This window comes from Microcoleus sp. AT3-D2, from assembly GCF_036705715.1.
GTDB lineage: Bacteria > Cyanobacteriota > Cyanobacteriia > Cyanobacteriales > Microcoleaceae > Microcoleus.
In genome coordinates, this window is the sequence record NZ_JAUBVE010000032.1 from 1 (window position 1) to 21,263 (window position 21,263).

At 45.7% G+C, this 21,263-nt stretch carries 23 protein-coding genes and 1 pseudogene; 10 read left to right on the forward strand and 14 right to left on the reverse strand.

The window, feature by feature from the left end; all coding sequences use genetic code 11:
- Nucleotides 1-154 (forward strand): annotated as a pseudogene (locus QUB44_RS15285) (IS630-like element ISAcma34 family transposase); the annotation flags it as partial.
- A 159-nt stretch (nucleotides 155-313) separates the two neighbouring features.
- Here the strand turns inward: QUB44_RS15285 and QUB44_RS15290 are convergent.
- The 9 genes from QUB44_RS15290 to QUB44_RS15330 all read right to left on the reverse strand — a co-directional run bounded on the left by QUB44_RS15290 (nucleotide 314) and on the right by QUB44_RS15330 (nucleotide 6,590).
- Nucleotides 314-778 carry a GNAT family N-acetyltransferase gene (locus tag QUB44_RS15290; protein WP_333368898.1) on the reverse strand — a complete coding sequence of 155 codons (465 nt, stop codon included), beginning with the start codon at nucleotides 776-778 and terminating at the stop codon, nucleotides 314-316.
- 18 nt (nucleotides 779-796) lie between these two features.
- Nucleotides 797-949, reverse strand: a complete 153-nt coding sequence (locus QUB44_RS15295; protein WP_333368902.1) for a hypothetical protein — start codon at nucleotides 947-949, stop codon at nucleotides 797-799.
- 92 nt (nucleotides 950-1,041) lie between these two features.
- Nucleotides 1,042-1,863, reverse strand: coding sequence for an alpha/beta hydrolase (locus QUB44_RS15300; RefSeq protein WP_333368905.1), 822 nt, complete (start codon nucleotides 1,861-1,863; stop codon nucleotides 1,042-1,044).
- 32 nt (nucleotides 1,864-1,895) lie between these two features.
- Complete coding sequence (locus QUB44_RS15305; RefSeq protein WP_333368908.1) at nucleotides 1,896-3,095, reverse strand: FAD-dependent monooxygenase; 1,200 nt, start codon at nucleotides 3,093-3,095, stop codon at nucleotides 1,896-1,898.
- A gap of 78 nt (nucleotides 3,096-3,173) precedes the next feature.
- Nucleotides 3,174-3,770 (reverse strand): Uma2 family endonuclease, encoded by a 597-nt coding sequence (locus tag QUB44_RS15310; RefSeq protein WP_333368911.1) that lies wholly within the window; start codon nucleotides 3,768-3,770, stop codon nucleotides 3,174-3,176.
- 67 nt (nucleotides 3,771-3,837) lie between these two features.
- Entirely contained in the window at nucleotides 3,838-4,254 is a 417-nt protein-coding gene (locus QUB44_RS15315; RefSeq protein ID WP_333368914.1) for a VOC family protein, read from the reverse strand.
- 64 nt (nucleotides 4,255-4,318) lie between these two features.
- A complete protein-coding gene (locus QUB44_RS15320; protein ID WP_333368917.1) occupies nucleotides 4,319-4,858 on the reverse strand; it encodes a GrpB family protein in 540 nt (179 codons plus the stop codon).
- A gap of 32 nt (nucleotides 4,859-4,890) precedes the next feature.
- Nucleotides 4,891-5,541 (reverse strand): MAE_28990/MAE_18760 family HEPN-like nuclease, encoded by a 651-nt coding sequence (locus QUB44_RS15325; RefSeq protein ID WP_333368920.1) that lies wholly within the window; start codon nucleotides 5,539-5,541, stop codon nucleotides 4,891-4,893.
- Nucleotides 5,538-6,590 carry a DUF262 domain-containing protein gene (locus QUB44_RS15330; protein ID WP_333368923.1) on the reverse strand — a complete coding sequence of 351 codons (1,053 nt, stop codon included), beginning with the start codon at nucleotides 6,588-6,590 and terminating at the stop codon, nucleotides 5,538-5,540. The genes QUB44_RS15325 and QUB44_RS15330 overlap by 4 nt, the downstream gene beginning before the upstream one ends.
- Before the next feature lie 29 nt (nucleotides 6,591-6,619).
- Here QUB44_RS15330 and QUB44_RS15335 point away from each other — a divergent pair, with 29 nt between their 5' ends.
- From QUB44_RS15335 to QUB44_RS15345, 3 genes are all read left to right on the forward strand, one after another.
- Nucleotides 6,620-7,000: a hypothetical protein gene (locus tag QUB44_RS15335; protein ID WP_333368926.1), complete on the forward strand. Its 381-nt coding sequence runs from the start codon at nucleotides 6,620-6,622 to the stop codon at nucleotides 6,998-7,000.
- Entirely contained in the window at nucleotides 7,001-8,122 is a 1,122-nt protein-coding gene (gene cax, locus QUB44_RS15340; protein WP_333368930.1) for a calcium/proton exchanger, read from the forward strand. It abuts the gene before it with no gap.
- A 1,116-nt stretch (nucleotides 8,123-9,238) separates the two neighbouring features.
- Nucleotides 9,239-11,308, forward strand: a complete 2,070-nt coding sequence (locus QUB44_RS15345; protein ID WP_333368933.1) for a serine/threonine-protein kinase — start codon at nucleotides 9,239-9,241, stop codon at nucleotides 11,306-11,308.
- Between the two features lie 112 nt (nucleotides 11,309-11,420).
- Here the strand turns inward: QUB44_RS15345 and QUB44_RS15350 are convergent, their stop codons facing one another.
- The 3 genes from QUB44_RS15350 to QUB44_RS15360 form a co-directional block, all read right to left on the reverse strand.
- Nucleotides 11,421-11,972, reverse strand: a complete 552-nt coding sequence (locus QUB44_RS15350) for a GUN4 domain-containing protein (RefSeq protein ID WP_333368937.1) — start codon at nucleotides 11,970-11,972, stop codon at nucleotides 11,421-11,423.
- A 48-nt stretch (nucleotides 11,973-12,020) separates the two neighbouring features.
- On the reverse strand, nucleotides 12,021-13,733 hold the full coding sequence (locus tag QUB44_RS15355; RefSeq protein WP_333368940.1) for a calcium-binding protein: 1,713 nt from the start codon (nucleotides 13,731-13,733) through the stop codon (nucleotides 12,021-12,023).
- Nucleotides 13,734-13,960: 227 nt separating this feature from the next.
- Entirely contained in the window at nucleotides 13,961-14,599 is a 639-nt protein-coding gene (locus QUB44_RS15360; protein ID WP_333368943.1) for a transaldolase family protein, read from the reverse strand.
- Between the two features lie 437 nt (nucleotides 14,600-15,036).
- Between QUB44_RS15360 and QUB44_RS15365 the strand changes: the two genes are divergently transcribed.
- Nucleotides 15,037-15,264, forward strand: a complete 228-nt coding sequence (locus tag QUB44_RS15365) for a hypothetical protein (RefSeq protein ID WP_333368947.1) — start codon at nucleotides 15,037-15,039, stop codon at nucleotides 15,262-15,264.
- A gap of 179 nt (nucleotides 15,265-15,443) precedes the next feature.
- Here the strand turns inward: QUB44_RS15365 and QUB44_RS15370 are convergent, their stop codons facing one another.
- Nucleotides 15,444-16,109: an ElyC/SanA/YdcF family protein gene (locus QUB44_RS15370; protein ID WP_333368950.1), complete on the reverse strand. Its 666-nt coding sequence runs from the start codon at nucleotides 16,107-16,109 to the stop codon at nucleotides 15,444-15,446.
- 96 nt (nucleotides 16,110-16,205) lie between these two features.
- Between QUB44_RS15370 and QUB44_RS15375 the strand changes: the two genes are divergently transcribed.
- From QUB44_RS15375 to QUB44_RS15395, 5 genes are all read left to right on the forward strand, one after another.
- Nucleotides 16,206-16,877: an aminotransferase class IV gene (locus tag QUB44_RS15375; RefSeq protein WP_333368953.1), complete on the forward strand. Its 672-nt coding sequence runs from the start codon at nucleotides 16,206-16,208 to the stop codon at nucleotides 16,875-16,877.
- Nucleotides 16,878-16,994: 117 nt separating this feature from the next.
- Complete coding sequence (locus QUB44_RS15380) at nucleotides 16,995-18,461, forward strand: anthranilate synthase component I (RefSeq protein WP_333368956.1); 1,467 nt, start codon at nucleotides 16,995-16,997, stop codon at nucleotides 18,459-18,461.
- A gap of 1 nt (nucleotide 18,462) precedes the next feature.
- The gene (locus QUB44_RS15385; protein ID WP_333368957.1) at nucleotides 18,463-18,849 is read left to right on the forward strand and encodes a hypothetical protein; all 387 of its coding nucleotides are present in this window, start codon (nucleotides 18,463-18,465) and stop codon (nucleotides 18,847-18,849) included.
- Nucleotides 18,850-19,013: 164 nt separating this feature from the next.
- Nucleotides 19,014-19,388, forward strand: coding sequence for a hypothetical protein (locus tag QUB44_RS15390; RefSeq protein WP_333368959.1), 375 nt, complete (start codon nucleotides 19,014-19,016; stop codon nucleotides 19,386-19,388).
- 154 nt (nucleotides 19,389-19,542) lie between these two features.
- Nucleotides 19,543-19,782, forward strand: coding sequence for a hypothetical protein (locus QUB44_RS15395; RefSeq protein WP_333368961.1), 240 nt, complete (start codon nucleotides 19,543-19,545; stop codon nucleotides 19,780-19,782).
- A 116-nt stretch (nucleotides 19,783-19,898) separates the two neighbouring features.
- Here QUB44_RS15395 and QUB44_RS15400 read toward each other — a convergent pair whose 3' ends face one another.
- Nucleotides 19,899-21,059 (reverse strand): quinone-dependent dihydroorotate dehydrogenase, encoded by a 1,161-nt coding sequence (locus tag QUB44_RS15400; protein ID WP_333368963.1) that lies wholly within the window; start codon nucleotides 21,057-21,059, stop codon nucleotides 19,899-19,901.
- Between the last annotated feature and the right edge of the window lie 204 nt (nucleotides 21,060-21,263).

The following is a 21,263-nucleotide window of genomic DNA, read 5'->3' on the forward strand; positions in this document are numbered from 1 at the left end:
CTCTCCAGAATTAAATTTAATTGAAATTTTATGGCGGTTTATTAAGTATGAATGGATTGAGATATCTGCTTACAAGAATTGGGGTACTTTTGTTACCTCTGTGGAAAAAATCCTGAAAGAATTTGGAGAAAACTATGTAATTAATTTTGTCTAGCTACTTATCTTTGTCTAAAACCTCGCGGAGCCGTGCAGTTTCCTGCTCAAAAAGAATCGCCCAATGCGGATCGTACTCGACGATGACGACTTCATCCATTTATTTGCTGATGAACTTTACTACTTAGTCGGCATGGTAGAGAACTAACCTAACACAAAGTCACGCATAGTCTATCTCACTCAATTGTAAATGATGCGTCGTATGGTGCCAATTGGGTTGAGTCTTGAATCCCAATTTTTTATAAAACCTGTCGGCTGTTGGCGTATCTGTTCGCAACGTCAATAACTGGTAATGCAGATTGGCTTCGTAAATCAGCCGCTCGACCAATAAACGCCCCACCCCCTTTCCCCGCCAAACTGACTCAACATACAAATGCCGCAATCGTCCAACTTTTGGATCGTTGAAATAAGGATCTCGATTCAAGCCGCAAATTCCGATCGCTCTTTTCTGCGATGACGCTATAAATAAAGCTTCACCAACCTTCTCGAAGCAGTTATAACCATTACGATAATCTCGAACCAGTCTTTCAACAAACTGAAAACCTTGGGACAGACTTTCCTCAATTAAATGGATAATTAATCCCTCATCAAACTCCAAAATTTTAGCGATGTCAATATGCTGCATACTTTGAAAAAAGATTTGTTAAGTAAGGAGTGCATCGACTTGACCAGATTTATGGGTTCTGACAAAGAACATTGTGATATCGTTCCAATAACCTGCTGCGGTTGAAGCTTCATTTATTTCTGTAAAATATTCCATCTTGCACTGCTGCCACTGTTCATCTGACCATTTCACATTTTGAAGCCCGAATGCACTCTTGGCATTGCCAGTCCACGCAGCTTCCGCATCTTGCAAGTAGAAGCCAAATTACTCAAGCGAGGAGTCATTCATATCGATTCTTTTCCCAAACAGATATCAAGTTCCCTAGCAAAGGCCTCCGGCGCATCCAGCATCAGCCAGTGTCCAGTATCGGGGATCGTAGTTGTCGTCAGCGTGGGACGGAGGATGTGGAGGCTGAAGGGAAAAGTGTTTGAGGGAGCAATAATGGCGTGGGCCGGTGTTCCAGGGGCTGCTAGGTAGCGATCGAGAGCATCAACAGCTTCAAAGGCAAACATCCCGCGATACATTCCACGCAGACAATCCCGTGGAGTCGCCGCCAAGCAAGCGAGTATCCGATCGCGCGTATGGGCCCTGCTTCCTGTCAGCGCCTCATTGAAGCCCGCTTCCACAGCAGCCCGCCAATCCTCCGTCTCCAGAACCCTCTGGTAGGGGACGATGCGTCCCTCGTGCACCTCTGCAGACACCTTGGTAAAATCTCCAGGTGGGTCTACCAGGATTAACTGCGCGATGCGGTGCGGTGCGGCGGCTGCTGTGGCCAGGGCAATAAAAGCACCGAAACTGTGGCCGACGATCGCCACTCGATCAAGTCCCAGCCCATCGAGCACGGCGAAAACATCCGCTACACAGGAGGCGGGCGCATAGTTGCCGTCCTCCGGCGGTGCAGAATCACCGTGTCCCCGCACGTCAAGGGCGATCGCGCGTCGGGTACGGGCGACATGGGCAAGCTGCGCCTCCCAAATGCTCGCGGAAACCGCCATACCGTGGACGAACACCACCGGCAGCGGTTCCGACTCCGCAGCGGTGACAGGGGGGCTGGCTTCGATGATGTGAATAGTGCCGATCGGTCCTTTGATATTTGTCGATCGCATACAATTTTCTCCTAATTTTTAATTTCCTCTTTTCACACAACCAATTTTACCTCTGTTACTCCTTGGCGCAATTCATACTGTCCTTTTACCCAAAATTGTTTAATTTTTTCACCCAAAAACGGAGCAGCTTGCATCATCAATAAACGCAACAATCCATTTTTTCGCAGTTGTTCGCCTTTCCACGCTTCTTGTGCTTGAAGTTGTTGGGCGCGAATAATTTCTGGTTCGCGTTCTGCCTGAATCCGCGATAATGCTAAGTCAATATCCTCGTAATTAGCCCCTGCTTTCAATAAAGGTACAAGGTGATTGGCGGCAACAATTACATCGCGTAACGCCATGTTAATTCCTTGAGCGCGCACCGGAGACATCGGATGTGCCGCATCCCCCAAAAGTATGATTCCTGGTCGATGCCAGCGCGGACAGCGACCAACCACAACAGATAATCGCATCGGAGATTCGATCGTATCGGCACAGTTGCGGAAATGTTCTGCCATCCACGCAGGAGATAGCGATGCGAAAGTTTCTGCCCAGTCTGTGTGTTTCCGATCGGTTTTGTCATCTGCCGATAGCACCCAAGCCAGATGAAGTTTTCCTAATTCTGCCCCATGAAAGACACTAAATCCGCTACCGCCATTCAGGATGGAATAAAATACATTATCCGCCACAAACCGAGGATGAGCGGCAAGTTTAAACCACAGAACATCTATACTATTCTGCTGTTTTACTAACTCTAATTCTGCACGCTGTCGTACAACAGAGTTTCTACCATCTGTACCGATGACAAGTGCAGCAGGAATCTCTCGCCCATCTCCTAGCTTTACACCCGCAATGCGATCGTTGCTGTACAGTAAATCTTTTACGGGAACACCTGGGATAAATTCAAACTCTGGATGCAACTTAGCTTCTGAAATTAGTGTTTCTAGCAAAGGCGGTTGCGATACCAGTGTACAAGGTCTATTTGACCCCATTGGCTCATCAACTCGAAATAGTTGCCGATCGCCCACAACGAACTCCCAGGCATCAATTTGTCGGTGTGGAACACCTTCTAGCATTGTGGATAAGCCCATTTGTGCGATCGCATCCAATCCACTCGGCATTAACGCTTCACCGCGAAACACTCGGTAGGCATCTTTGGCAGCCTCAACCAAGGTTACAGCAATACCTCGTTTCACCAGCAGTAAAGCAAGTGCCGCACCAGTTGGCCCTGCTCCCACAATTACAACTTGCATCATTGCCATTCCCCATTGCTTTTTGCAGATATTGAGATGTCAACAAAGGTGGAAAAAGGAGGCGCAATCCCCTATTCCCAGCTATTTCTGGAGTGCCTGTTGAAAAGTCTTAACTGCATCAACATGATTCACCATATTGATGCAGCGCAACAACAAATCCAAATCGATCCCTTTCACCTCCTCACTACTAGAAACCTTTTCATAATCAAGTGTATTGCCCTCTCCCCGCAGGTGATAAACCTCTAACAATCCATCTTCCCAGAACCACACTTCCTTTATCTTCAGCCGCTTGTATGCCTCCAGTTGGTTGATGCCACCACTGGAAAACACGATCTCGATCGCCAAATCGGGTAGCCTGCGACCAGGAGCAAGTTTATAAGATTTATCGGCCTCTCGCTTGACTTTTCCCGTTTCACTTTCCAGAGTCATTGAGCCAGTTGGAGTAAAGTCAAACCCCGCCATCAGCAGGTACAGTTCCAACAATGCACCAATTCTTTCTTTAACGGTTTCGTGGGGTTCTCCAGGCATTAGTTTAATCTCCAAAACTCCATCCAGGAAAGAAAGTCGATATCCTGGACGGTCTAACAATTGCTCAACTGCTTTGAACTCTCTCCAAGTGAGTTCCTCGAACAGAAGAGGTGATTCTTTTCTGGGTGGTGCGATGATTGCTGCGGTCATTTGATTCTCCAGTCTATTTCCAGATGAGAAACGATCGGGTTTGGAGGGCAATTTGCTTATTATAACTTTAAGTAGCAGCCTCCACTGTAAATCCGATTTCTTGCCCGTAGGATAGTTCCAGCGTGTGACCGTCCGGATCTCGCAAAAAAGCCCAGTAGCCGATCGGATATCCAGAATCTTTTGGTTCTTCAAGCAATACGCCTTCTTGACGTGCTTTGTCGCAGAGTTCGTCCATATATTCGCGACTTTTGCAACCTACTCCGAGGTGTGCAAAGGGAGATAAAACGGGATGTACTGAGTCTGTTTGAATTAGCACAATTACAAAAGGGCGAGTGCGATCGGAGAGCCAGACCACAGCAACTCCAGCTTCTGCATCAATGCGGCGGTGAACGACCTGCATTCCAGCATAGTTGGAGTAGAATTCAATACTGCGATCGACATCAGAAACGGGCAGTGCGATGTGTGTGAGACCGATATCACTCATATGTTATGTTACTCCAGTCATATTAGGTTTAACATCAAGAATTGCCACTTCCCATATCATAATTTTAATGAGATGCTCGCCACTTTGCCGCTTTCATATCCATTGCTTTAATGAACCCATCTTTTCCGTCCATGTACCCCTGAATATTATCATGGTATTTGTTTGCGAGTTCTCGTTTTAGTTCGCTATATTGCTGCGCGTCCTCTGGATGGGAAATCATATAATCTCGAAACGCTAAATGGCGCTCTATCTGCGCTGAGTTCACTTCAAACCCGTGAAGGTGGTGTGTTCTAATTCCTGCTTCATTACCCTTGCGAAAAAAACGACGACCGGATATCCCAAACTCACCCATTGCTTGATAACCTAATGCCTCAATTTCTGAGCTCTGTGTATCGACTTTTATAATATCTTTAACCTCAACTAACATATCGATTATCGGCTTTGCATGAATTTGGGGAATAGCTGTGCTACCAATGTGATGTATAGCAACCACATTTTCCCTAAGTGCAAGTGCAATCAGTTTCGACTCAGTTTCAAAGGCGCTTCGCCAAGTTGGATCGTGCGGGACGACTTCTACTTTTAAAAAATCTAGTTTTCTTGACATGGTTGATAATTATTGGCTCCTGTTGTCATTATCTAAGGTGAATCCCGCCTAAATTTTTTCTGAATAGCAGCATTTTCTATCTGGTTCCGAAATATATCGAGCATTCCTATAATGTGTCTGTGTAGCTCTAGATAGGCATCCCTATCAAACACCGAATACTCACCGTGGGCAATTTCGTTCCTTGTCTTTACAAGCTTGATATCAATTATTGGCGATTTAGTAGAGTATATTGAAAAGTCAATTCCGAGAATATAAGTTATTTCTTTTAAAATGTCAGAAGATAAATTCGATCCAGTAGATATTACATCTTTAGGTAGGATACATCTCTGATTTAATTCGGAAAGAAAGAACTCACAAACAGGTATATACAATGATGGCTTATTTGTCTCTTTTGCCTCTTTAAGTTTTTCTTTCATGGCCAAATCTAAAAAATTACTAGAAAGCTCCTGATACGTAAGCTTTTTTGAGATAACATATTCTAGATAAGAGTTGGCTGCTAGCTTGACAAAACCTTCCCAATGGGAATAGAGAATACATACTCCACTCCGAACTAATACTTTATGTCTTTGGTCAGAAACATTTTTCGCTTCTATCAAAGATTTCATTTCTGACAGTTCCATCTTTCGCCAAGCAAGATCCGTTGCCAATCTATCGCTTAATTCTTGCTCTGTTCGGATGCTCATGAAGGGGAAAAGACCTTTCTACCTAGCGGAATAAGATACGGTAAGCGTCTTGCTGCATTCACTCCAGCTCCCGACCATTGTTTATAAATTGGATCTGACCAAATATTTTTTATACGATTAGGTATTTGGTCTGTTGGAATTGGATTTTGATAGTTGTATCCAATTCCTAGTGCTACCACCTCATATGCAGATAATAGAAACCCTCCCAGGAATTTATCATTCTCCGGTTTATATCGCTTGAAGCTGTCCTCTCCCAGAGCTTCATTAAGCATACTGAATGTCACCTCAAACGCTGTCTCTATGTGGCGGCTATCCAAATCTTTTTTAATAGCCATTTCACGCATTCTAGCCGTTAGGAACTCGCTAACATCACCGCCCAGCGTTTGAATACTGGTATTATCTCGATCGAAGAAAAGAATAAAACGCAATACTAATTCCATATCATACTGTTCTTCATAGAGGCGATCGCTCAAAGCAATGCAGCTTTTAAATGACTCGCGATCGGCAAGTGAACGCATTAAATTATATAAATTTTTATTCAACATTAAAAGAATGCAATTTCTTACTTCTTGCGGTGTAGCAATCGATCCTCCTGTATTCAGCCGCTGAAAGAGCTCATATTTAATCATTTCATCACTTTCTTTTGCAACAATATTGACGTGTATTTTGGCTCGCTTAATCAATAAACGCTGCGCCTGAGTTAAAGAGTTATCTTTATCGTCAGGATCGTTCCATTTTTTACCTTTTAACGAAGGTAAGTAAGTTGTTTCTTGTAAGGCGACAGCAGAAAATGTATCTTGCTCTTGATTGTCTGGTTTCAAAATACCTACAAATTCATATATGGTTGAGAGTCTCTGCAAACCATCGATCACATCCCAAATCCCATCATCTCTTTGACTGACAAAAATTGGTGGAATCGGTATACCTAAAAGAATTGATTCTATAAACCTGGATTTTTGAGAATCCGACCAACGAAAAAACCTTTGAAATTCTGGGTGAATATCAATTTCCTTACTCTCATAAAGACTGATCCACTCGCCAATAGACATTGAGTAGCTATCTGTCCGAATGTCTTGCCTTGTTTTGTCAATCTCTTCTTGTAGAGGCATGGCTGAAGCAGTCCAAAGTATTATGTATAGCTATACTTGCAGAATGGCAATATTTAAAGATTATATCACTAGACGAACATCTGAAAAAACGATCGCCCAGAAATACTCAACTTTGCTCTCAAGACAATGCGGAAGCTGATGCGATCGAGCGGGTAGAATACAAAAATCCATTGAACCGATCGGCTAAACAAATCGCTTTCTTAGTTTGTCACATCTGTGAAAGCGGCAATGCAGCGATCGCCCGATCGCCCACCCTCAGCTTTAAGCGAACACCCAAATCCCAAGCCCTCACCCTTTTTTTCATTTGGTCACAGGCTATGATTGACGGTTGGCAGCTTTTGAGAATCTAAATGCTAAACACAAATACAATAATTTCCAGCCTGCTGTTATTTATCCCGGTTTCCATCGCCGGACACTTTCTCGGCTGGGAACCCTCCACAATCTTCGTCACCTCGGCTTTAGCCATCATCCCCCTAGCCGCGTGGATGGGGACGGCCACCGAAGAAATCGCCGTCGTCCTAGGTGCCAATTTGGGGGGTTTGCTGAACGCTACCTTTGGAAATGCCACGGAACTGATTATCGGCATCGTCGCCCTCAACGCCGGACTAATAGATGTTGTTAAGGCCAGCATTACCGGTTCAATTATGAGCAACCTGCTGCTGGTGATGGGATTGGCGATGCTGCTGGGCGGCTTGCGCTACAAAGAACAAGATTTTCAGCCGACAGTCGCCCGGTTAAATGCTTCAGCGATGAACTTAGCCGTGATTGCCATTTTGGTGCCAACTGCAGTTAATGCCACCTCTATTGGCATCCCCGCAGAAACTATGCAGAACCTCTCTAGCGCTGTCGCTGTAGTGCTGATTGTCGTCTACGTGCTGACGCTGCTGTTTTCGATGAAAACCCACAGTTATCTGTACGATGCAGGGGTGGCAGAAATAGAAATGCTTGAAGATTTAGCCGAAAATAACTTAGCACCAGACAGTCCTGACCACAAAGTCAATCTGCCGTTGTGGATTTCGGTGCTGTTGGCCTGTACCCTGATGGTAGCTGTCGAGTCGGAACTGTTGGTGGGTACTCTCGAAGAAGCGACAGCGCGTTTGGGACTGACATCACTGTTTACCGGGGTGATTTTAGTGCCGATTATTGGCAATGCGGCCGAACATACGACGGCGGTGACGGTGGCGATGAAAAATAAAATGGATTTGTCGGTTTCTGTGGCTGTGGGTTCGAGTTTGCAAATAGCTTTGTTTGTTGCCCCGGTGTTGGTTTTGGCAGGTTTTGTCTTGGGCAAACCGATGGACTTGAACTTCAACCCGTTTGAACTTGTAGCGGTTGCGGTGTCGGTGCTGATCGCCAATTCTATCAGTTCTGATGGCAATTCTAACTGGCTAGAAGGTACTTTGCTGTTGGCAGCTTATACGGTTTTGGCGCTGGCGTTCTACTTCCATCCGGTAATTGAGGGACTTGTTTAAAAGGCTTTCTTGTGCTGAAGGAAGAGGGAAGAGGTTCGAGGGAAGAAGGCAGATTTTTTCACTCCCTCACTCGTTCACTCTCCCACTCTCACTTCTTTCTTCGAGAGTGGTGGTTGCGATCGTACAATTGAAATGTGGATGCTCTCTCGTTATTATTTCTGGTCTGTTTGTACATTATGTGCTGCGATCGGGGATTTGTGACCTCGATCGGCTGTGACAAACAACAAAACCTTTGGCCTCAAGCCGATCGTTAGATCCCACGGCCACCGGTTATACAAAAACACGGGAGGCTGAAGTCTAGCGAGACTAAAGCCTCGCTAGACTTCAGAGACGTTGGAAGATTTCAATCAAGGGTGCTGATGAGTCTTTTACTAGGTGTGCTACGATCGTCATAAGTTGAAAATTGAGTCTAACTAGACAAAGTAAAACCTCGTACTCTTATTGTTGAGTACGTCGTCCCACAAACACCGTGTTGCCGTCTACGAAAACTCGTATTTGAACAAAAACCGAACTAGATTTAAAGAGGACTAATCAAATACGGTATGCCATACCAGAATTAACGATTTTAGAAAAGACACCTCTAATGCGGCTTGAGTAATCTTGTCAAGGCAAGTAGCGCAAGCTGAATCAAAAATCTCACTCACCAAGAGTGCACAGAGGTTAATCTAATCGCTTAATACTTGATTAAACTTCCTCCGAGCTACTTATGACAAGCATATTGACAGAGGCGCAGTTTTGTGCAACATTCTCAGAATAATGCCCAAAATCTGCAGGAAAAATTTTCTGGAAGAGTAAACGACGGTCGATTTAAAACTGGCCAGCCTATAAAAAGGTCGAACGGGATACCACGATTCGTTAAATTGGTTGAAAATAATGGTTAAACAATGGCTAAAAGCTTCCACAATAATAAATAGTTGTAGAGACTTCAAAAATAGGGTGCTGCTCCACCCGAATTTACGCCTGTGGACAAGTAAGAGCCGACTCTCTTGGCAGAAGCAGGAATCAGACCCTCTAGAAAATACTTCTAGTTGAATGGTGAAGCTTAGATAAGTTTAGCCAAGTTTTGTAGAGCAGTGTCAAAGTAAAACTTGATAGAGCAACCTCAATCAGGGTTATGTGGCTTCTGTGAGTTATTGCCTCAATCCCAAATGCCCGAATCCCTCCGATCCAGCCAACTCTGGTAAATCCGTGTGTATCCACTGCGGGTCAGAACTTTTGTTGCAAGGTCGATATCGGCTAGTCGCGCCTCTCGGAGGCGGCGGCTTTGGCAGAACATTTGAAGTGGACGACAACGGCGCCCGAAGAGTGCTCAAAGTCCTGCTCAAAGAACATCCCAAAGCTGTAGAACTGTTTAAGCAAGAAGCCGACGTGTTGGTCAGGCTCAGACATCCAGGTATTCCAAAAGTCGATCGCGACGGTTATTTTATATTTACGCCCGCTCACAGCACAGAGTCTTTTCACTGCCTCGTGATGGAGAAAATTGCTGGGGCCAATTTGCAAGACTGGCTGAAACATCGGGGCCGCCCCATCAGTCAAGAACAAGCTGTGAACTGGCTCAAACAACTGTCGGAAATTTTAGACCAAGTTCACCGCCTCAACTATTTCCATCGGGATATCAAGCCGCATAATATTATGTGCAAGCCAAACGGGCAGTTAGTGCTGATTGACTTCGGGACTGCTCGGGAAGTTTCGGCTACTTATTTCGCTAAGGTGGGTCAGGGGCAAAATGTGACTGGTATTGTTTCCCCCGGCTACACGCCGCCGGAACAAACTAATGGTAAGGCTGTTCCCCAGTCGGATTTTTTTGCTCTGGGGCGCACTTTTGTTTATTTGCTGACTGGAAAGCCACCAACTGCGTTTCCAGAGAACCCGCGCACGGGCAGATTAATGTGGCGCAAAGGAGCTCCTCAGGTTTCCGACTCCGTGGCTAATGTAATCGATTATCTGATGGCGCCTTTTCCGGGAAATCGACCTCAAAGTCCCCAGATGGTTTTGCAGTGCTTGGAGGAAATTAATCTCGACGGCGCGGAAAGTCAGTTGCCCACTCAGTTGCCGACGACGGGGCAAACTAAAATTCGCGCAACTGCCGGGCCGTCTGGGGCGAAGAAGCAGAGTTCCATAAACCGCCTCAGACCTCTGAATTCGGGATTGAACAAGACCGAGAAAGATGTTTTTGATTGGAAAAAGAAGTTGCTGGCGGGCACGGCTGTTTTGATGGTGAGTATTGGCGCGTCTCAAATTTACGGTTCGCTGCGTTACGGGGTGTTTCCAGCAAACCCGGTGTGGCTGCTTTCTACTTTACCTAGCACTCAATTTTTGCAAAGAAGTTTGGATAATGTCGGGAGTGTAAATGCGATCGCCCTGTCGCCTGACGGTCAAACTTTGGTGAGCGCAAGCTTTGGGACGATTAGAATTTGGAATGTGAGGACGGGACGCCTGGTGCAGACTCTCAATTCGGTCCATTCTAAAAAATCGGTCAAGACGCTGGCGGTGAGCCCGGACAGCTCGATTTTGGCCAGTGGGGGCGACGACAATAATGTGATTCTCTGGGATTTGAAGACGGGGCGACGGATGCGGACGATTGCCGCTCACAAAGCCACCGTCAACGAGATCGCTTTTAGCAGGGACGGTCAAACTCTGGCTAGCGGCAGCGATGACAAAACTGTTCGCTTGTGGAATGTCAGAACCGGCAGCAGGTTGCGGACTTTGAGCGGCCACGCCGGAGGAGTAAACGCGATCGCTTTGAGCCGGGACGGTAAAACTCTGGCTAGCGGCAGCGAGGACAAGACTGTGCGTTTGTGGAATCTCGGCACCGGAGAAGTCAGAAGAATTATCACAGGTCACCGGGGCCCCGTTACTGCTGTGGCTTTTAGCCCGAACGGGAAAATTGTGGCTAGTGCTAGCACCGACAATACGATCCGTTTGTCGAACGTGCAAAACGGGAAGCGCACCCGCACTTTTAAAGGACATTCGAGCTGGGTGAGGACGATCGCCTTTAGCCCGGACAGTCGCACTTTGATCAGCGGGGGCGGAGATATTATAGTTTGGGATTTGAAGACAGGAAAAGAAAGAAGCACTCTTTCAGGTCACAGTAAGTTTGTGAGTTCTGTTGCTATTGCCAGAGATAGCAAGACTTTTGTGACCGGCAGTCCCGATCGCACTATTAAAATTTGGCGAATGCCATAGTCCTACTATTTTAGATTTGAGATTTGAGATTTTAGGTTGAAAAGCCGAGGCGATCGAGAAATCCCATCCCGACTCCGACGTGGAAGTCTGGGCATTGCCCGCCCTACAACTGTTACTTGCCGCAATTGGCAAAAGCAGAAAACAGGTTAAATTCTGTAACCCTCCACGCTTGCCATGTCTGCGCGCCCGCAAAAAGACTGTACCTTGTTATGCTTTTATCGCTGTCAACATAACTTTGCCAACTTAATGAAGCAACAGTTGGATACTGGGCTGGAAACTCCCCTGGTATAGGACTTACTTGCGAGCTCATGTTCCATCCTACTTGCTTGCTAAAATCTTGAATTTGACCTTCGCAAGTTCGACAGTTAGAACCGCCCACTTTCTGCCAAATCTCTAACTGTGGAGTCAATCCATACTTGCCATTGCTCGATCGCATCCACATTTGATCGATCGCCCGGAGGTTCGGACAAGACAGATTAGCGGAGTTGTTGCGGATCAGAGAGACTGTTTCTTGATCCGCTTCGTACCATTTTTTGGCTTCTAATAAGGATTGAAGTTTGCTAAATTCGCTGTTGCTTTCTTGTGAATTAGCGGTAAAAGCTGGTTGCAAAACTGCAAGAAATGTGCCTATTAATGCGAGTGATTGTTTGCGAAGTTTAAACATGATGTTTTTCTGAGTAAAAGTGATTTAACAAATGACTGTTTACCATCTCTAGACCGAGATGAGATCTTCAGAGCCAATAAAATTGGGAGCAACGCCTGTCAAAGAAGCTAAAACTTCACCGCTGCTGGCTACTCTAATTAATGTGCCGTTAGTTCCAGAGGAAATTGATAGCTGTCCGAAGGTCAAGCCATTGATTAATTGAATGGCATCTTGAGAGTTGGTGAAATCAGAGATTGTATCAATTCCCAATCCGGCACCTAAAACAAATACATCGTTGCCCGCGCCGCCGACTAGATTATCGTTGCCCAAGCCACCGTTGAGAGTGTCAAAACCTTTGCCGCCATACAGGATATCGTTACCGTCGCCGCCATTTAAGACATCATTAGCCCGCAAACCGATCAGCACGTCATCACCTTCCAAACCGTTGATGATATCGTTGCCACTGGTGCCAGTCAGGTTGTCGTTGCCGGGAGTCCCGTTGATGTTGTTACTAGAAGTATTGATAACGCCTGGAATGTTGGTTAAGTCAACAATAAAGAGGTCTGAGCCATTGTTGGTATCTCCCGGCACGAGGTTGGAGGCCTTAGATGAAAACGCCACTTTCTGCCCGTTGGCGGAGATGGAGGGGCTGTAGGATTCGCCGTTCCCCTGATTGCCCGCCCCTGAAACAGAGACGCGAGTGGTGGTATTGGTTGACAAGTCGCGCACGAAGATGTCAGTGCTATTGTTCGTGTCCCCCCGCACGAGGTTGGAGGCATCAGATTCAAACACCACAAACCGTCCGTCGGCGGAGATCGAGCTATAGTCGGAGGAGATCGAGCTATAGAGGGAGGAGTCGTTCCCCGGATTGCCTGCTGAGTCAACTGAGACACAGGTAGTGGTATTGGTTAACAAGTCGCGCACGAAGATGTCGCCGCGATTGTTAATGTCCCCCGGCACGAGGTTGGTGGCATCCGATGCAAACGTCACAAACCGCCCGTCGGCGGAGATGGAGGGAATGCCGGAGGAGTCGTTTCCCTGAATGCCTGCTGAATCTACAGAGACGCGGGTAGTGGTATTCGTTAACAAGTCGCGGACGAAGGTATCGCGACTATTGTTAGTGTCTCCCGGCACGAGGTTGGAGGCATTAGATGCAAACCCCACAAACCGCCCGTCGGCGGAGATGGAGGGGAACTCGGAAATGCCGTTCCCCTGATTGCCTGCTGAATCTACAGAGACGCGGGTGGTAGTGTTTGTTAACAAGTCACGCACGAAGATATCACGGGTATCGTTAGTGTCTCCCGCCACAAGGTTGGTGGAATCCGATGCAAACGTCACAAACCGCCCGTCGGTGGAGATGGAGGTCAACAAGGAATAGGAAATGCCGTTCCCCTGATTGCCTGCTGAGTCTACAGAGACGCGGGTAGTGATATTCGTTAACAAGTCGCGGACGAAGATGTCGGCTCTACCGTTAGTGTCCCCCGGCACGAGGTTGGAGGCATTAGATGCAAACGCCACAAAGCGCCCGTTACCGGAGATGGAGGGGAGTACGGACAAGGCGTTCCCCTGATTGCCTGCTGAGTCTACAGAGACGCGGGTGATAATATTCGTTAACAAGTCGCGCACGAAGATGTCATCGGTATTGTTAGTGTCCCCTGGCACGAGGTTGGTGGCATTAGATAAAAACGCCACAAACCGCCCGTCGGCAGAGATGGAGGGGATCTCGGAGTCGCCGATCGCCTGATTGCCTGCTGAGTCAACTGAGACGCGAGTAATCGTCATAAGCCCTGACATTTAAGAGTAGAAGTTTGGAGATGCCGTGCGGTTGATTGAAATTATTCAATAAGCAGCTCTCAAAGTCAATTCATAAAAGTCATAACCTTGACTTCATAAAAGTCATATTTATCAACAACTGTTGCCGACAGTAGACAAAATAGCCAAACTCATATGCAGTCAGCGAGCGAATGATACTTACTCCAGAATTAAAGAAGTTTTCTGTATTGCAAAATCTAATAACTAATTCCCCGCCCATTTTTGGCAAATTCATCAACAGTTTGCTGCGATAATTCATGAACTGCGATCGCCTGCAACAGGTCAAAAGGCAATGTCAAATGATGTGCTCCAGCTAATAAAGTCTTTACCGCTTCTTCCGGCGATTTAATGCTAGCTGCCAAAATCTCAGTATTAGTTCTCTGCAACACATTGGCCATATCCCGCACTAACGCAAAACCGTCTCCCAACAATCTGGTGGCGCGATTCACATAGGCGATCGCATATTTGGCCCCCGCTTCTGCTGAGACAACTGCTTGTGATGCGCTGTATATCGCCGTCACCGCGCAAGGAATGGACGGTGACAAATGTGCTACTGCTTGGAAACCAGCCGCCGTTGCTGGAACTTTCAACACTGTTTGCTGTCCAATTAATTCAAAAGCCGCTTTTCCTTCTGCTACCATGCCATCAACATCAGATGCCATTAGCTGATAATACACTTCCCCAGGAATCAGTTGTGCCAGTTGTTTAAGGGTTTGCTCAGGAGATAACTCACTTTTTGTCAAAAGTGTCGGATTAGTAGTAATTCCCGCTACCCATCCGAACTTGCTCGCCCGTGCGGCTTCCGCTACAATTGCAGTATCAACATAAATTGCCATCGGCTCTACACCTTCAGTTTGTTAAAAATTTCCAGACGGTTGCTTGCAGATTGAGATAAATCCGAGCAAAATTAATTGTTAAGCTTTAACAATATCAGAATCTCGGAAATATTACTGTTAAGTAAATATAACAATTCAGTGATGTGCATCATCGGTAGTAGTGTGTGAGTTTTGAATTTAACAGGACTTAGGCTCAGAAATCCCGTTTCTTACAAAAAATTGGTGGAGGACGACCTATCTGTGAGTAAACCTCGTTTTTGAGGAAAATTGGGTAAGTGCGATTTAAGATAGCTAACAACTGACATCAAAACTTTTAAGTCAGTTGGTAACTGCGATTGTCGGGTACGGGAAACTTGACTCGCCAAATCCCGGATACAAATAAATTACATTTGTATTAAGGGTTATGTATGCAATAACTCCAGGAGGTGACTCAGAAAATGACCGAAGAAAAAAATCAGCAGCCACAAGTCAGCCTTGAGACATCTTCTGAACAACCTCAGTTGGAAAAACCAGCAGAAACTGCTGAAGAATTGTCGAAAAATCTTAAGTCTGAAACTCTGTCTCAAACGATTGAAAATAACGCCGAAGAACGTTTGAAGGCTCTAGGCCGCTTAATGATGGTGAGCCTAACTTGGTCGCTGGCTGGTCTTTCCAAACGCGAGTAAGTTATGGAACACTACCGCAACGGGCCAGCTATGATTTGTGAGTTTTGTTGTAAGTTTTGTTTAACTCAAAACTTACAACTCCCGGACTTACCTGATGTCCGGTTAGTTGTAATAAAACCCGTTTTTAGTGAAGACTTTAGTCCTTAAAGCAAGGACTAAAGTTTTCAACAGACCACTCATCACTTTTCTTTAATTCCTTCAAACGGCCCCAAAAAAGTCGGTTCGGGACGGGTAACGCGCACTTCCCAAAGCGCTTTAATTACTGCCAAAAATTCGCGGAAAGTGTAGCGAATCATGCCCTTTTGGCGAAATTTGCCCCAATCCGGCGTTCCTAAGCCGATCGCCTGTATGCCCAACCGGCGACAGGTATAAACAGCGCGGGCTAAGTGAAAGTTTTGGGTAACTAAAACAGCCTGCGTTATGCCAAAAATCTCTTTCGCCCGGTAGCAACTTTCATAGGTACTAAATCCGGCATAATCGAGAACGATATTATTAATCGGTACGCCTTGGGCTTCGGCGTAGTCCTGCATTGCTTGGACTTCGTTGTAATCGACGGTGCTATTGTCTCCTGTCATCAAAAGTTTGTCCACTCGCCCCGCTTTGTACAAATCGACGGCTGCTTGCACTCGATCGGCTAACATGGGGCTTGGAGTGCCGTCTTCCCAAACTCCGGCACCAAAAACTATAGCGATGGATTCAGCAGGCACGTTAGCTATATCGCTGTGGCGGTAGTTGCGGGTAACAAATCGGACGTAGTAGTTGAGGGCTAGCGGTGTGAGCACTGAGGTTAATATTAACAGCCCGATGGCAAGGCGCCATGGAAATATAAAGGATTTAGGCAACATAAATTCAAGTTATCTTCCTATATAATTACACCAACAGACCGCTGCGCGGGTCTAAAAAATGTCTAGTTACCGAATTTACATTATATTGAAAAAAATATGATTCAACAACAGCCCAACTTTGAATTGCTGGAATCATTTTTATGGGAGCCCAAAAACGGCTATTTTTTGCTAGACAGACATCTTCAAAGATTAGAGCGATCGGCTGATTATTTTAATTTCCCTCTATCGCTAACAGAAACAAGCAAAGCTTTACAAGCATTAAGTATGACTTGCGGGTCTGTCAAACACAAAATACGGTTAACAATATCTTGTGATGGTAAAATAACATTACAAGCTCAGACACTAGATAGCGGTATCTTAAAAATCGGTGCATCTGTGGGAATTGCCCGCAAACCGATCGATTCTCAAAACCCATTTCTTTACCACAAGACAACTTACCGATTGCCTTATACAATGGCTTTGGAGTCGCAGCCCGAATATCAGGATGTCTTGCTGTGGAATCAAGATGGAGTTATCACCGAATCCACGATCGCCAATATCGCGATCGATACACCCGCAGGTTTAATCACACCTCCCGTCAAGTGCGGTTTATTACCGGGGACGTTTCGTTCTCAACTTTTAGAGGAGGGAAAAATCCGAGAAAAATTAATTACCTTAGATGATTTGCACAGTACCCAAACTCTATTTCTCATTAACTCCGTTAGGGGTTGGATACGCCTCAAAAAAGAGGCAAACCGAGATGTTTGGAAAGTTGTAAGTAATGGCTGAGATAACGCTTTCAATCGATTTTAGGAGGGTGCGAACTGTGCACCTTACTACTACAGATTGTGTCAAAATTGACTCGTTGCGTAAGTCCTGAAAGTGTTAACTATAGTGCAATCAATTATGAAACCAATACAACCTTGGCATTGGCGAAAGCTTCCCCTAAATCAGCGCAGCGGAGCTGAGATTTTTCAAATTTTATTTCTCGGTAAAACTGCCGACAGTGCAAGCTCAATATTGGATTGTTTCCCCCGCGATATGGCTGTTCTGCTAGAAAGTCCAGTTGCATCTTCTACTAACTTGGCACGATATTCTATTTGTGCAGGTTCTCCCCGGATAATTGACGGTCAATCTCAGCTATGGACACCGCCAGTCGGTGAAATTTTACCTTTTTTGCGCGCTCTTTTGGACTCTCAAAAGCAAAATTTAGTAGTGAATGTACCGCCGGAAATTCCTTTTAGTGGGGGTTGGTTGGGATGGCTAGGTTATGATTTAGCATGGGAAATTGAACGCCTGCCCCAACTCAATACCGATCCGCTTCCTTTCCCGGTTAGCTGTTGGTACGAACCAGAATCTTTTGCGGTTTTAGACCGTCAAACGCAAATTCTCTGGTTGGCTGCGAGTCAACCTTCTCACCTCGATGTTATGCAGCATCAATTAGAGCAAACCCAGCGAGAAATAATCCAGAATAATTTACCGGAAAATTATCAACAAAATTCCGCTACTCCTATTTTCCAATTATCTCAGAGTGAGTATAAAGAAATAGTGCGAAAAGCTCAGAAGTATATTCATGCTGGCGATATTTTTCAAGCTAATTTATCTTTGCGGTTTGAAGCCCGTACAGATTGCAGTAGTTGGTCAATTTACCGCGCTTTGCAACGGATCAATCCTTCGCCTTTTGCAAGTTATTGGCAAACTCCGTGGGGGGCGATAGTTAGTTGTTCGCCGGAAAGACTCGTTCAATTATTAGGAAAAAAAGTGGATACTAGACCGATCGCGGGAACGAGACCGCGAGGTTTAACCTGCATTCAAGATGAGCAGTTAGCACAGGAATTAATAGAGAATATCAAAGAAAGAGCCGAACATATTATGTTAGTTGATTTAGAGCGCAACGATATCGGGAGGGTGTGTGAATGGGGGTCGGTAAAAGTTAACGAATTTCTGACTATTGAACGCTACAGTCACGTGATGCACCTCGTCAGTAATGTTATCGGTACATTAAGACAAGATTGCGACGCGATCGACTTAATTCGAGGGGTATTTCCGGGCGGTACGATTACAGGTTGTCCGAAAGTGCGCTGTCTGGAAATCATCGAAGAATTGGAACCCGTGAAGCGCAATTTATTTTACGGTTCCTGCGGTTATTTGGACTGGCGCGGCAACCTGGATTTAAATATTTTGATTCGCACCCTTTTATATGCACCAAAAAGTGACGGTACGACGGGAGGAGTTGTTTGGGGACAAGTGGGTGCGGGGATTGTTGCTGATAGCGATCCAGAAAGGGAATGGCAGGAGTCGCTGCATAAAGCTCAAGCTCAAGTTAATGCTTTGAAATTAGCGGAAATATTTGATTATAGGCTTTCTCAGTAACATGAGGTGTTCTTGGGCATTGGGCATTGGGCATTGGGCATTGGGCATTGGGCATTGGGCATTGGGCATTGGGCATTGGGCATTGGGTATGGGGCATTGGGCATGGGGCATGGGGCATTGGGCATTGGAAGAGTACCTGACTTTGCTGAGAACCGCTATAGTTTTTTTTAGCGATCGCACTGTGAGTCAGATTCTGGGTGAACTCATGGATATTAGAGGAGACTGCCAAAGCTGGTTAGCTGCTGGAGAAGCTGACTATCACGATCGGAAAGGAAAAGCACAAGCAATTAACAAAGCTCCTCAACTGCAACAGTCCTGTAGAGAAAAAAGTCCCTTTCTGTACCAAAAATTGCAAGTGGCCCAAGCTCTGAAGCAAAGCGCGGTATGACAAAAGTTCGATTCCAAGCTGATGGCGTAAGTGTCACACGCTCGCTCAACTGGTAGGGTGCGTCAGACGGAGTTATAGAAAAATTATTAGAAAATTGGGAATCTGACGGACATTTATGCTATGATATTTTTATAATAAAATGCTTTTTCACCCTTTAATTCTCGATGTTTGACTATTTAACAAGATTGGAGCAATATGCTCCTGAAGCTTATGATAAAATTCGCAGTTATAGTAACGATGTAGAAGAGATTGCACGCAACACAGGTTGGTTACAGTTTCGCATTCAGCGCATCAAAGAGCACCTATTTTATCGCAAACACCAATTAGATGACAGAGTTGGATTTTTCGATGCAGATCCAGACATTGCTGATGCGTGGACAAGATTGTACGAGAATCAATATAACTCTGAGGATATACGATTACTTGAACATGAATACTTTGAGGCCAGGTTTGAGAGCATCTTCCGCACGAACTGGCGCAGGGCACACGAAGCAACTTTACACTCCGGTCGCTCCTGGAATCCACCACCGCAGCCATAGCAGAAGGTATTGACTTAAATAGGACTTGCGGATTACTACTAAAGGTAGCGTCTGGTCAGGTAGTCTGCGTAAGTCCTAGTACAGTGTTACGCTGTCAGCAAACCAGTTCTGTTAGGGTAGAATTATAAGAAACTAACTCACCACAGAACGAAATATGGCTTTTTACGTTTTACTTTTGAAAGAACAAGAGGATGATACTGCCGTCATTTACCACTTCGGACCAGATGAAGATCATCTTGGAGCCTTGTGGCTAGATAAATCCAGCGGAGCAGTCAAAGAACTTAAAAAAACACCTGTTAATAATTCAGAAGCATTTTTCCCGCGAGCTGCAGTCAAGGTTCGCCAACATTGGAAAGCGGGAATGTTTCCGCCAAAAACTTGCTGGGCATCGTGAGGCTGCAACTGAATAATGAGTTCTTTAATAGGTTCTTCAATGGGTTTTCCAATTTGATACTGAATGATAACCATTACTCCTATGACAACTGAAAGACATGATGGGTTTTCTCTTACCTATTTATTCCCGCAACCTACTGCCTCAGAAATCGAACTAAATCCGCGTTCTTCTAACTTTTGCAACAAACCTTGGAGAATCCGACGCACCATCCAAGGCCCTTCGTAAACCCAACCAGTGTAAACTTGAATTAAACTCGCACCGGCGGCTATTTTTTCCCAAGCATCTTCGGCGGTGAAAATGCCGCCAACTCCAATTATGGGCAATTCGCCTTTTGTATATTGCCAGATAAATCGGATTACTTCTGTCGATCGCTCTCGCACTGGAAGCCCGCTAATTCCCCCGGCTTCTTCGGCGATTGGTTTGCCTGTTTCTCGCAATATTTGTGTTTTCAATCCGTCGCGGCGGATGGTGGTATTTGTGGCGATAATTCCTGCTAGTTGGTAGGTTTTTGCTAAGTCGAGGATTGATACGATCGCCTCCGACTCCAAATCCGGCGCAATCTTGACTAAAATTGGCTTGATTCCCTGATTTTCTTGTTGCAAAATTTCCAAAATTGTGCTAAGCCCAGCAGCATCTTGGAGCGATCGCAACCCAGGCGTATTCGGAGACGAAACGTTCACTACAAAATAGTCGCCCCAATCTTTCAGCAGCTTAAAACTCTCCAAATAGTCGGCTGCTGCCTGCTCTAACGGTGTTACCTTAGATTTACCGAGATTGATGCCCAAGGGGAACGGAGACTGAGCCATGGGGCGCTGGGCATCGAATTTTGACTGTTTCTGTGCTGCCTGAAACCGGGCTGCCATTGCCGCGGCTCCTTGATTGTTAAATCCCATGCGGTTGAGGGCTGCACTGTCCTCCGTCAAGCGAAACAAGCGAGGTTGAGGGTTTCCCGGCTGCGGTTGACAAGTGACAGTGCCAAGTTCGGCAAAGCCAAAGCCAAAATTTGCCCAAATGTCAGCAGCTACGCCGTTTTTATCAAATCCGGCGGCCAAGCCGACAGGATTGTTAAAGCTCAGTCCCCACAAAGATTGTTCGAGGCGAGAATCTTGGACTCCCAAAGATTTCTGCAATCGGGAGAGCATTTGGCTGGTTGCGGGGTTTGACTGGGTTCTGGCTGCGAGTTCGAGAACTTGGAGAGTGCGGTTGTGCAGCCACTCGGCATCGGTTTTCAATACGGAAAACAACAGCGGGCGTACACTTGATTGATAAATATCCAATGATTTGTACTGGGGCAATTTACAAATTAGAAATGAGAAGGGAAATAAAAATATTCACGAGCAGACAGCGAAGGCGAAGTTTTTACTTCAACTTCGATCGACTTTATCCAATGTTTGAGATTGAAGGATAAGTGAGACGATTATATTATAAGTTGATTCTTTGGCATTTTATTTTTTTGAACATTTAAGTTAGTAATTTTAAAT

Bases quoted from the DNA above. Each gene is read 5' to 3' on its own strand.
- QUB44_RS15290 (WP_333368898.1), bottom strand. From the start codon at position 778: ATGCAGCATATTGACATCGCTAAAATTTTGGAGTTTGATGAGGGATTA.
- QUB44_RS15300 (WP_333368905.1), bottom strand. From the start codon at position 1,863: ATGCGATCGACAAATATCAAAGGACCGATCGGCACTATTCACATCATC.
- QUB44_RS15305 (WP_333368908.1), bottom strand. From the start codon at position 3,095: ATGATGCAAGTTGTAATTGTGGGAGCAGGGCCAACTGGTGCGGCACTT.
- QUB44_RS15310 (WP_333368911.1), bottom strand. From the start codon at position 3,770: ATGACCGCAGCAATCATCGCACCACCCAGAAAAGAATCACCTCTTCTG.
- QUB44_RS15315 (WP_333368914.1), bottom strand. From the start codon at position 4,254: ATGAGTGATATCGGTCTCACACACATCGCACTGCCCGTTTCTGATGTC.
- QUB44_RS15320 (WP_333368917.1), bottom strand. From the start codon at position 4,858: ATGTCAAGAAAACTAGATTTTTTAAAAGTAGAAGTCGTCCCGCACGAT.
- QUB44_RS15325 (WP_333368920.1), bottom strand. From the start codon at position 5,541: ATGAGCATCCGAACAGAGCAAGAATTAAGCGATAGATTGGCAACGGAT.
- QUB44_RS15330 (WP_333368923.1), bottom strand. From the start codon at position 6,590: ATGTCTATTGGCGAGTGGATCAGTCTTTATGAGAGTAAGGAAATTGAT.
- cax (WP_333368930.1), top strand. From the start codon at position 7,001: ATGCTAAACACAAATACAATAATTTCCAGCCTGCTGTTATTTATCCCG.
- QUB44_RS15350 (WP_333368937.1), bottom strand. From the start codon at position 11,972: ATGTTTAAACTTCGCAAACAATCACTCGCATTAATAGGCACATTTCTT.
- QUB44_RS15355 (WP_333368940.1), bottom strand. From the start codon at position 13,733: ATGACGATTACTCGCGTCTCAGTTGACTCAGCAGGCAATCAGGCGATC.
- QUB44_RS15360 (WP_333368943.1), bottom strand. From the start codon at position 14,599: ATGGCAATTTATGTTGATACTGCAATTGTAGCGGAAGCCGCACGGGCG.
- QUB44_RS15365 (WP_333368947.1), top strand. From the start codon at position 15,037: ATGACCGAAGAAAAAAATCAGCAGCCACAAGTCAGCCTTGAGACATCT.
- QUB44_RS15370 (WP_333368950.1), bottom strand. From the start codon at position 16,109: ATGTTGCCTAAATCCTTTATATTTCCATGGCGCCTTGCCATCGGGCTG.
- QUB44_RS15375 (WP_333368953.1), top strand. From the start codon at position 16,206: ATGATTCAACAACAGCCCAACTTTGAATTGCTGGAATCATTTTTATGG.
- QUB44_RS15380 (WP_333368956.1), top strand. From the start codon at position 16,995: ATGAAACCAATACAACCTTGGCATTGGCGAAAGCTTCCCCTAAATCAG.
- QUB44_RS15385 (WP_333368957.1), top strand. From the start codon at position 18,463: ATGAGGTGTTCTTGGGCATTGGGCATTGGGCATTGGGCATTGGGCATT.
- QUB44_RS15390 (WP_333368959.1), top strand. From the start codon at position 19,014: ATGTTTGACTATTTAACAAGATTGGAGCAATATGCTCCTGAAGCTTAT.
- QUB44_RS15395 (WP_333368961.1), top strand. From the start codon at position 19,543: ATGGCTTTTTACGTTTTACTTTTGAAAGAACAAGAGGATGATACTGCC.